Consider the following 10945-nt stretch of genomic DNA (forward strand, 5'->3'; position numbering starts at 1 on the left):
TGAATAAAATTAGTTTTTTAGCCTGAAAACCAGACCAATTAGCAACAATTGTAAAAATTATTTTTATTTAACTTCAATTTACCGTATGATTTACTCGCGCTTACTCTTTAATTTTCGGATTATCGATTAACCGTAATAAAACCTGATTACATCCAGGTAAACACAAAACTACTTATCAATCAGCTGGCATTCAATCAATCAGCACGTTCAAAAAATAATCTGATATCAGGCCAGCATCTGAAGCAAAAATTTTTAATTTTTATGCAATGCATATTGCAATGCCAATTGATATAGTTTTTATCAGGATGAATCATGCATACTCGCCGGCCTGTCATTCCTCACACATTCAATAAATTACCCTTACACGTTAAACTGGGATATGCCATCGGACAAATGGCTGATTCACTCGCCTATAATCTTTTTTATGTTTTTTATCTTTTTTTTCTGACAAACGTTGCCAGCATTCCTGCTACTCAGGCAGGTACCATTGTTCTGATTGCTGTTATCTGGGATGCTGTGGCTGATCCGCTGGTAGGTCAGTTTTCAGATAATATCTGTTCACACTGGGGGAGGCGCAGACCATTAATGCTGGCAGCTATTCTGCCATATACCCTGCTATTGTTACTGCTCTATACTGATATTTCATCTCTTAGCACCAATCAGAAAACGGTTTATTTCACCATAATTGCCATTCTCTTCTGGTCTGCTTACAAAATCTACGTCATACCTTTCTACACTTTAGGTGCAGAAATGACCAATAACTTTGATGAACGTACTTCGCTTCGGGTATGGGCGGGTTATGCACTTAATGCAGCCGTTCTTGTATCTTCTTGCGCTCCGCCGCTGATTGTTAAATGGATGGTAGATTATGGATTCAGTGTCAGCAGCGGCTGGCACGGAGTGAGTGTGATATTTGCTGTTCTGACTTTACTGAGCGGACTCACCTGCTGGTTTCTGACACGTGGTTATGAACTGCCTGTCCGGCATAAAACAAGCCGAATACATAGCAGATACCGGCTTCTGGCTTTTATTCGCGAAGTTATCAGTAACATGATTGAAATCTGGCGTCTTTCATCAAGTAAATTTCTCGGCGCATCAGTTTTTTTCTGGTCGGCTGCTTACGCGCTCAGTACCGGAGCCTTATATTATTTATTTTTAAACAACATGGCATACAGCGAAAAAAATGCTGCGATCTGTTTTTTGATTTACAGCTTACTGGCTCTTGCCTGGCTTCCCGCTGTAAATTATACCGCGCAGAAATTTGATAAAAGAAATGCCTATTATATGTCTATGCTCATCAGCTCAATAGGCACAGGCGTATTCTTTTTTTGCGGATTTCCTAACAGAACTATGCTGATAATTTTTTTAATTCTGCTGCAACTTGGCAATAGTTATTTTTGGACTATATATTATTCCATGATGTACGACATTAGTGAGCTGGATGATTTTATTAACAACAAACGAAGAGAAGGAGCAATTACAGCCCTGATGTCATTCTTACAAAAATTCGGTAGTGCACTGGCCATTTGGTTTATTGGTTTTTATCTGGGGAAACATGGATATATATCATCTACAGGTCAGGAAACCATTATTCAGCCACCACTGGCACAACAGGCTATTCTGGAATTAAACACATGGATTCATGCATTAGCCGGCATTATTGCTGCACTGTGTGCCATTGGTTATCCATTGACCCGCAGTCGTTACCAGGCATTACTTACCGCTCTTAAAGCAAAAAAAGAGCAGCAGCCGTACACCACCAGTAATTTCAAACAACTATTGTAAAAATACTGCAAAAGCTGATATTTACAATATAATCAAGATAAACAATATGATACATGTAAAAAAGGAGAAATATTATGACTAAGAAACGTGCACGGGAATTAGGAATTCCTCTAACCGGCACCACTGGCAAAAACAATGCGATAACCGATGTATGCGGCATTGAAGTTGGCTACAGTACCGTTATCTATGGTACACCGGATGATTATACAGGTCCGGGTTCAGCCTTTGCCCGTACTGGTGTAACCGCTATTTTGCCCAGAGGTAAACAACGCAGTGCTGTATTTGTCGGCAGGCATGATTTAAACGGTAATGGAGAATTAACCGGCACTCACTGGCTGGATGATTCAGGTTTAATGCATGGTCCGGTACTCATTACCAATACTAACAGCGTAGGTATTGTACGCGATACCACCAGCAAATGGATGATAGATAATCACTTTTATTTTCCATATGTTAACAATGGTCAGCCTGTAGACGGCGTAGGATATTTTTATCCGGTAGTGGGCGAAACATGGGACGGATTATTAAACGACATTAATGGTTTTCATATCAGACCTGAACATGCACTTGAGGCTTTAAATAATGCACACGCAGGTGCCATTGCTGAAGGTAACGTCGGTGGTGGCACCGGCATGATCTGCCATGATTTCAAAGGTGGTACCGGCACTGCATCACGTATAGTCAGCACAGAAGCCGGTGAATTTACTCTGGGTGTACTGGTACAGGCCAACCATGGGATGCGTGATACTTTTCAAATTTGCGGTATTCCGCTGAAAGATGAATTTGGCCCTGAAACCATGCCTGTAATTAATACTTTTGCCCCCAAACCGGGAACAGGATCTATCATTGTGATTCTGGCTACCGACGCCCCGTTACTTCCCTGGCAACTGAGTAAACTCACCAAACGTGTCCCTATTGGCATCGGCTTACTCGGCGCTTATGGTGATAACGGTTCCGGCGACATTTTTCTGGCTTTCTCTACCGCTAATGAAAATGCTTACAGTCTGGGCATCAGCAAAATTGATATGCTGAGCGATGAAATTATTGATCCGCTTTATATTGCCACAGTAGAAGCAGTTGAAGAAGCAGTATTAAATGCTTTATGTGCAGCTGAAACCATGGAAGGTCGTGATCACAATCTGGTTCAGGCGCTACCGCAGGATCAACTGTTAGCAATTTTGAAAAAATACGGAAAAATCAAATAAATAACTAATATTTATTAATTTCAGCCCGTTAATTATGAGTTAATAGATAACTTACGGGCTGAAACAAATCAATACGATTCGATTCAAATATCAGCATTCTGAATCAATAACATAAGAAAATTTGAAATAACGCCTTTTATTTACCGTTAATATTCTGCCTGATACATCAACCTGGCTCTTCCTTATTTCCTGACAATATTTGATTTATTAAATTTTTCTGTAGTGAATATCTAAATCTGATAGTTCACAAATTCTGATATAAACCAGAATAAATATACATAACAACATGTTTTTAAATAAATTAATTTAATCCGTTATAAAAAACCGGTTTTTTTTACATCAATGCGTTTTTTTTACAAATTGAATGTGGCAGAATCACCTTAACTTGCCGGAGAGTTTGTTACTCTCCAGACCTTAATGGGAGCCTTAAATATGTCAATAAAAAAAGTAGTTAGCCTGATTGAAGAAAATGATGCCAAATTCATTGATTTGCGCTTTACCGATACAAAAGGCAAACAGCAGCACGTATCCGTGCCAGCCAGAATTGTGCTGGAAGACCCTGAAGAATGGTTTGAAAACGGTCAGGCTTTTGATGGTTCTTCCATCGCCGGCTGGAAAGGAATTCAGGCTTCCGATATGACTCTGAGACCAGATGCATCGACAGCATTTATTGACCCTTTCTATGATGACACCACAGTAGTTTTAACCTGTGATGTTATCGATCCGGCTAATGGTCAGGGTTACGACCGTGATCCGCGCTCCATCGCAAAACGTGCCGAAGCTTATCTGAAATCAACCGGTATCGGTGATACTGCATTTTTTGGTCCGGAACCGGAATTTTTCGTGTTTGACGGCGTAGAATGGCAAACCGATATGAGCGGTACCCGTTACAAAATTCATTCTGAAGAAGCCGCATGGTCTAGCGGTAAATCATATGACGGTCAGAATACCGGACACCGCCCGGGCGTTAAAGGCGGCTATTTCCCTGTAGCACCTGTTGATTCCGGTCAGGATTTACGCTCAGCCTGCACCCAGACACTGGAAGCGATCGGTATTCCGGTAGAAGTACATCACCACGAAGTTGCCACAGCCGGTCAGATGGAAATCGGTACCCGCTTCAATACACTGGTACGCCGTGCTGACTGGACACAAGATATGAAATATGTCATCCAGAATGTAGCGCACAACTTTGGTAAAACTGCTACTTTCATGCCAAAACCTATTCTGGGTGACAATGGTTCCGGTATGCATGTACATCAGTCTATCTGGAAAGACGGACAAAATCTGTTTTCTGGTGACGGCTATGCCGGCTTGTCTGATCTGGCTTTGTACTACATCGGTGGTATCATTAAACATGCTAAAGCACTGAATGCGCTGACTAATCCGTCAACCAACTCTTACAAACGTCTGGTACCGCATTTTGAAGCCCCGACTAAACTGGCCTACTCTGCCAAAAACCGTTCAGCTTCTATTCGCATTCCGTATGTTGCCAGTGCAAAAGCCCGCCGTATCGAAGCTCGCTTCCCGGATCCAACCGCTAATCCTTATCTGGCTTTCACCGCTTTGTTAATGGCCGGACTGGACGGCATCCAGAATAAAATTCATCCGGGTGATCCTTCAGATAAAAATCTGTACGATTTACCACCGGAAGAAGATGCCCTGGTACCAACCGTATGTGCTTCTTTAGAAGAAGCTTTGGAAGCACTGAAAGCAGACCATGAATTTTTAACCCGTGGCGGCGTATTCAGTCAGGACTGGATCGACAGCTATATTGAATTCAAGAGCGATGATGTAAAACGCATCCGTATGGCACCACATCCGCTTGAATTTGAAATGTATTACAGTCTGTAAGATATTAGTCTCAAGCTGATTCTCAGACCGCTTATCCATGAATAAATCCGCCATACTGGCAAAATTTATTCCACAGATACAGCGGTCTGAATTGTATCCGGATTTCAGCTGATTCTAGCTCTATGCACTGCTGCAATCTGTCAGCATAATAGCAATGTAAAGTATTCAGCTCTGCCGAAATACTTAAGTACATTCAATCGCAAATTTCCCCTTTTTATTTTTACCCAAAAATAAAATTCACTGTTACTTGTGTATCATTTTCGCCGGCAGAATTTGGTAAAACAGCCTTTCATGGCAGTTGTGGTAGGGATACGGTAACATTATGCCTATCTGAACTAAAAAATATTTATTATGACCACGCAAGACATGCTCGCTACTGTAGACCTAGGCTCTAACAGCTTTCGTCTCCAGATTTGCCACAATCAGAACGGCCATTTACAGGTCATTGATTCCATCAAAGAAATGGTAAGGCTGGCAGCAGGACTGGACGAACAAAAAAATCTTGATCAGGATTCTCAGCAACGCGCATTGGATTGTCTGGCCAGATTTGGAGAAAGGCTGCGTGGTTTCAATCCTGATCAGGTAAGAGTTGTTGCAACCAATACTTTTCGCGTTGCCAAAAATATCAGCCAGTTTATACCGCTTGCCGAAGCCAGACTGGGTTTTCCGATTGATATTATTGCCGGACGCGAAGAAGCCAGACTAATATATACCGGTGTGGTTCATACCTTACCACCTAAGGGTGAAAACATGCTGGTAATAGATATTGGTGGCGGCTCTACTGAATTTGTTATCGGACAGGATTTACAGCCTGCCATTACTGAAAGCCTGAATCTTGGCTGTGTTTCCTACAGTATGCGGTTCTTCCCGCGCGGTAAAATACACCATAAAAATTTTCAGGCCGCAGTCAACAATGCACGGGCAGAAATTCAGCGTATTTCCGTCGCACTTAAAAATATTGGCTGGCATTACGCTATTGGTACCTCCGGCTCTGCCCGCTCAATTCGCGATGTGATTGCAGCCGGTGACACAACCATCGATGCAATTACCGCAACACAAATGCACAAAATTGCCAATCATATTATTGCAGCCGGAAGTACCAAAAAAGCCAAACTGGAAGGCTTAAAATCAGACCGGACAGAGGTTTTTGCCGGCGGACTGGCTGTAATGATCGCCGCCTTTGCCGAACTGAATATCAGCGAAATGACAGTAACCGATGCCGCACTGCGGGATGGTGTGTTTTACGACATGATCGGACGACAACTTGGTGATGATATGCGCAACCAGACTATAGCTGATTTTCAGCAGCGCTATCATGTTGATACCATCCAGGCAGAACGCGTAGCCGAGCTAGCTCAAATGATATTCAATCATCTGTCCGCCTCTGTTTCTCCTGATCATCCGGAACAATGGCAGCAATATGTACATTGGGCTGGGCTGGTACATGAAATTGGTCTGGATATTTCTCATACTGGTTTTCATAAGCATGCAGCCTATATTCTCGATCAGGCTGATATGCCCGGTTTTTCACGTAAAGAACAGCATATTCTGGCTACAATGGTATTAGGACAGCGTGGCGACCTACGCAAAATAGCCGAATTCAGTCAGCAGGAAATGCTCTGGCTGGGTATATTGTCATTACGGCTGGCTGCACTGTTCTGCCGGGCACGGCAAGACATTCAGATACCGGTGAATCATTGTGACATTCACTATGACCAACAGTTAAGGAAACTGACCATCAGCCTGGGTAAAGAATGGTTAAAACACAATCCGCTTACTGATAGTGTCTTATTGCAGGAATCTGTTTTATGGCAGAAAATTGGATTACAGTTAGAAATCAAAGCCATGTAAACCATAAATCAGTCAAGGATGTCCCATGAGTACAACGCCGAATGTTTCCAGTAACAAACTGGCTCAGACCCATAATCTGCCTAGTCTGGTACATCGCAGCAATGTCAGCAACATGCCAGCACAATCCATGACTATTATCCGGATTAAAGAAAAGCAACTAATCAATCATAGCTTCACCGGCGACGATATATGCAGTAAAAACATACCGGCACCTGATACAGACTGTCTTACATGGATTCACCTGATTGGTATTACTGATAACGAACAGCTGCATCAGCTATTACAGCCTTTTAATATCCATGAACTGGCCATGGAAGACATGCTTAGTCGCAAGCAGCGTCCGAAAATTGAAGACTACGGACATTATCTGTTTTTAGCCGCACGAGTTTTTGTTTATAAAAAACAAAAACTGCAATATAACCAGATTTATATTATCATTGGTCAGAATTATATTATTACTTTCCAGTTTGAACCGCTCGGATTACTGCATATTATCCGTAAATATATTCAGCATAATTACAGCGATATCTACCGCAAAGGAATTGATTTTCTGGCGTATTCATTGCTGGATCGTATCATTGATGATTATTTCGTTACTGTAGATGAATTTGACAATCGGGTTGAAGGTGTTGACAAACGCCTGTTTAGCAACAGTAATAAAAACTTACTGATTCTGATCCACCAGTTAAAACGTGATGCCAGTAATCTGCGCCGTACCCTTTCCCCTATTCGTGATATTGTCGGCCGAATTGTACATGGAGAATTTTCCATGTTCAGTCAGAACACTCATGTTTATTTACTTGACGTGTATGACCATACCCAGCAATTAATGGAAACGCTTGACAGTGCACGAGATACTGTAATGGGCATGATGGATGTGCATTTATCCTATCAGTCAAACCATCTGAATGAACAAATGCGCATGCTTACCGTTATCACTATCATCGTCATGCCACTGAATGTCCTTACCGGTATCTATGGGATGAATTTTGATAACATGCCTGAATTACACTGGCATTATAGTTATTTTGTGGTACTCGGTCTTATGGCGACTATAATTATTAGCTTATTAATTTATTTCTACAGACGGCGCTGGTTATAACTATCAATAGCTTCTATAATAACAATCAGTCTTCATAGAAAGACAATAATTAATACAGAAATACACATCAGAGGCTATTCCATGAAACCTACACCTTTACCACCGCAAGGTGCGCAGCATCAGCTTTCCATGTCTGTACTTATGACTCCAGCATTAGCAAATTTTCACGGAAATGTACATGGCGGAGATTTACTCAAGCTACTGGATCAGGTAGCCTATGCCTGTGCCAGTCGTTATTCTGGCGAATATGTAGTAACATTATCAGTTGATCAGGTAATATTCAAAGAACCAATTCACGTGGGCGAACTCGTTACTTTTTATGCGTCAGTTAACCATGTCGGCCGAACTTCTATGGAAGTTGGTATTCGCGTGGAAGCACAGGATATCCAGCATCGCAGTGCACGTCACACTAATAGTTGTTATTTCAGCATGGTTGCTGTAGACAAAAACGGCAAACCTACAGTTGTACCGCCGCTATGTATTGCCAGCGAAGAAGAGGCTCGCCGTTTTCAGGAAGGAGCCATTCGCAAAGAAGCCCGGTTAAAGGCTGCAAAAACCAGACATACACAATCTGCCTGATCTGTTTAAAGGGATTATAAATGTTTACAGGAATTGTCTGCGGTTTAGGTACCGTTACCTCTATTCAAGAGTATGAACAATTGCGCACAATACAGGTACGTCTCCCTGAGGGAGCCTGTGACAACCTGACTATCGGTGCTTCTATTGCCAATAATGGCTGCTGCCTGACCATTACAGCCATTAAAGGTGATGAAGTATGTTTTGATGTCATGGCGGAAAGTCTGGCCAAAACCAATTTAGGACAACTACAAGTAGGTGATGCGGTAAACATTGAGCGGGCTGCACGCTATGGGGATGAAATTGGCGGTCATATTATGAGTGGTCATATTTTTACTACGACCACCATTAGTAAAATTGAAGACACCCCTGATAATCGTACTGTCTGGTTTAATCTCCCTGAAAGTGCAGCCCCTTATATCCTTACTAAAGGTTTTATCGGGCTGAACGGTTGCAGCCTGACCATCGGCGAGGTAACCACTACTGAATTTAACGTTCATCTGATTCCCGAAACCATGAACCGGACTTTATTTGGAAGCTGTCAGGTAAATGATCGCATCAATCTCGAAGTGGATGCTCAGACACAGGCAATTGTTGATACCGCGCAGAAATATATGCAACAGTATATAAATAAAGTAAAAAATTAATTATAAATTTGCTTATATACAAAATATGTTATATAAATATACAGAAACTGATTACTATTTATCCTAATAAGTAATAATCAGTTTCAAAATATTCGGCTATAAATAATTATTTGTTATTAATTTTATCTTTAAACTGATTTTAATCGAAAATATTAAAGTACCTAAGTGACAGATATATAGATAATATTGTCGCAGGTAAAATTAATAATCCTATTCCTATCAGGCCACCAATACTCAAACACAATGCAGCGTTAGGAAAACCGCAGCAACAGCCAATAATCACCAATATTTTCAGAAAACGATTAGTAGAAATATCAAATATCCATCCGAACATCATAATTAATAATATTACTGTGGCTAAAAAAGCCATTACTCCCAATGTGAAATAAAAAATTTCATCACTGCTCATATTTTCCGGCATAGGCATAATATGCAATAAACGTAAAAACGGAAATGCTTTATCATCACCTACAATACCTAGAAAGAAACATGGTGATCCTATAATCAGGCACATGACAGAAATACTAAAACGCCGCAGAAATGTAGCCTCAGTATATTCTTTATCCATAATAGTTATCCTGTGTAATAATATTGATTAAAAATGCAATAAATTTATTAAATTTATTAACTTATTTAACAAACTCAATACGAGCAGATGTGGCCATTAGTTTTAATTAATGAAATATTTCATGGCCAGTTATCATACTGATATTTTATATTTTTTTAATAGATATTTTTTAAATATAAAAACTAAATCATACTATAACTTTATTGATGACATATTTTAGCTGATTACCTTTAACCTAATTCTCTTTGGCTTTGTTGTGGGCTGGTAATTTGCACCACCTTTCAAATACCAATAAGCTAGGTAATAAGTAAATATGTATAAAGGGAGGCTGAAAATACCTAGCAGAAATACCAAACTGAATAATAAATGAGGAATAGCACAACATGACGCGAAGATCACAACTGTCTTAATCCAAATATTTGATTTACAGTTAAGAGCCCATCCTAAAATCATTAAAACAAGTATAGTAAGTATAAAGTAGACTGATAACAAAAGCAGAATTAAATCATTATTTTTGTTTTCTTTATGAATTAATCCGATATACAACAATATTGGATATCCATAGCAAATTATAATTGCCAAAGAAGAGCATAAACGCGAAAAAAATACTGTTGGTGTAAAAGAGATCATTACTATTCCTATATTTTCATAAATAAACTTTTCTTTACATTTGTAAAGAAATTATAACTTTAATAGTTTAGATTTTCAATATTATTTTTTATTCTAAAAACTACAATTTAATTTTTTATTATTTCAGACAAATCCAGATTAATTTGTTTAGATACATACATATATTCAGACATCAATTGATATATAATATTATGTCTTCTAAGTTTAATTCATAAGGTATTTAAGGCAATACAATCCTATTCACACAAATTTATATCTGGAATAAAATTTTTAATAAAAAATTGAATTTAATAGCTAACAAATTTATCGAATACTTTATTTTTGTAATTATAAGATTTATTTATTCTGACTATATAAATAAGAAATGACTGGGACAATCACCATTGAGCTTGCAGATATGGCTTACGGCACGATGTGTATGGAAAGCAAATTTAAAAATCTATACTATTAAAGTTCAGGAATAATATTGATATCGAATCAAATCTGATGAGCCAATTACTGGCTTCTATAGATATCTATCAGGTAAAATCTGGCTCGAATTTTATTCCCGAAACTGTTTTCCATAAAGTGCAGCTGATTAAAAAAATTCTTGTCTACAAGGTATTTAATTAAAAGAATAGAAAATATAATTAAATATTATTTTATTGTAACTATCCCCTAAAATAGTACAGCAAGAAAGTAGAAAATTCTCTATGATATTTTTAAGGAGAATTTCAATATGAAAAAATTT

Annotated in this window: 8 protein-coding genes; 7 read left to right on the forward strand and 1 reads right to left on the reverse strand. The window is 39.3% G+C overall.

The window, feature by feature from the left end; all coding sequences use genetic code 11:
* Positions 1-312: 312 nt before the first annotated feature.
* The 7 genes from H3T75_RS06055 (at position 313) to H3T75_RS06085 (ending at position 9017) form a co-directional block, all read left to right on the forward strand.
* A complete protein-coding gene (locus H3T75_RS06055) occupies positions 313-1785 on the forward strand; it encodes an MFS transporter (RefSeq protein ID WP_198211248.1) in 1473 nt (490 codons plus the stop codon).
* 74 nt (positions 1786-1859) lie between these two features.
* Positions 1860-2990 (forward strand): P1 family peptidase, encoded by a 1131-nt coding sequence (locus H3T75_RS06060; protein ID WP_084585086.1) that lies wholly within the window; start codon positions 1860-1862, stop codon positions 2988-2990.
* Positions 2991-3422: 432 nt separating this feature from the next.
* The gene (gene glnA / locus H3T75_RS06065) at positions 3423-4841 is read left to right on the forward strand and encodes a type I glutamate--ammonia ligase (RefSeq protein WP_025330382.1); all 1419 of its coding nucleotides are present in this window, start codon (positions 3423-3425) and stop codon (positions 4839-4841) included.
* A 351-nt stretch (positions 4842-5192) separates the two neighbouring features.
* Positions 5193-6692, forward strand: a complete 1500-nt coding sequence (gene ppx, locus H3T75_RS06070; RefSeq protein ID WP_084585087.1) for an exopolyphosphatase — start codon at positions 5193-5195, stop codon at positions 6690-6692.
* A gap of 25 nt (positions 6693-6717) precedes the next feature.
* The gene (gene corA, locus H3T75_RS06075; RefSeq protein WP_084585088.1) at positions 6718-7794 is read left to right on the forward strand and encodes a magnesium/cobalt transporter CorA; all 1077 of its coding nucleotides are present in this window, start codon (positions 6718-6720) and stop codon (positions 7792-7794) included.
* An 81-nt stretch (positions 7795-7875) separates the two neighbouring features.
* Positions 7876-8373, forward strand: coding sequence for an acyl-CoA thioesterase (locus H3T75_RS06080; protein WP_025330379.1), 498 nt, complete (start codon positions 7876-7878; stop codon positions 8371-8373).
* A gap of 20 nt (positions 8374-8393) precedes the next feature.
* Positions 8394-9017: a riboflavin synthase subunit alpha gene (locus H3T75_RS06085; RefSeq protein WP_084585089.1), complete on the forward strand. Its 624-nt coding sequence runs from the start codon at positions 8394-8396 to the stop codon at positions 9015-9017.
* Positions 9018-9156: 139 nt separating this feature from the next.
* Here H3T75_RS06085 and H3T75_RS06090 read toward each other — a convergent pair whose 3' ends face one another.
* Complete coding sequence (locus H3T75_RS06090) at positions 9157-9585, reverse strand: hypothetical protein (protein ID WP_084585090.1); 429 nt, start codon at positions 9583-9585, stop codon at positions 9157-9159.
* Between the last annotated feature and the right edge of the window lie 1360 nt (positions 9586-10945).

The sequence above is a fragment of the Snodgrassella sp. W8135 genome, from assembly GCF_016101225.1.
GTDB lineage: Bacteria > Pseudomonadota > Gammaproteobacteria > Burkholderiales > Neisseriaceae > Snodgrassella > Snodgrassella alvi.

What these genes read in the sequence shown, in the direction of transcription:
- corA (WP_084585088.1), top strand. Translation starts at nt 6,718, where the DNA reads ATGAGTACAACGCCGAATGTTTCCAGTAACAAACTGGCTCAGACCCAT.
- H3T75_RS06060 (WP_084585086.1), top strand. Translation starts at nt 1,860, where the DNA reads ATGACTAAGAAACGTGCACGGGAATTAGGAATTCCTCTAACCGGCACC.
- H3T75_RS06080 (WP_025330379.1), top strand. Translation starts at nt 7,876, where the DNA reads ATGAAACCTACACCTTTACCACCGCAAGGTGCGCAGCATCAGCTTTCC.
- glnA (WP_025330382.1), top strand. Translation starts at nt 3,423, where the DNA reads ATGTCAATAAAAAAAGTAGTTAGCCTGATTGAAGAAAATGATGCCAAA.
- ppx (WP_084585087.1), top strand. Translation starts at nt 5,193, where the DNA reads ATGACCACGCAAGACATGCTCGCTACTGTAGACCTAGGCTCTAACAGC.
- H3T75_RS06055 (WP_198211248.1), top strand. Translation starts at nt 313, where the DNA reads ATGCATACTCGCCGGCCTGTCATTCCTCACACATTCAATAAATTACCC.
- H3T75_RS06090 (WP_084585090.1), bottom strand. Translation starts at nt 9,585, where the DNA reads ATGGATAAAGAATATACTGAGGCTACATTTCTGCGGCGTTTTAGTATT.
- H3T75_RS06085 (WP_084585089.1), top strand. Translation starts at nt 8,394, where the DNA reads ATGTTTACAGGAATTGTCTGCGGTTTAGGTACCGTTACCTCTATTCAA.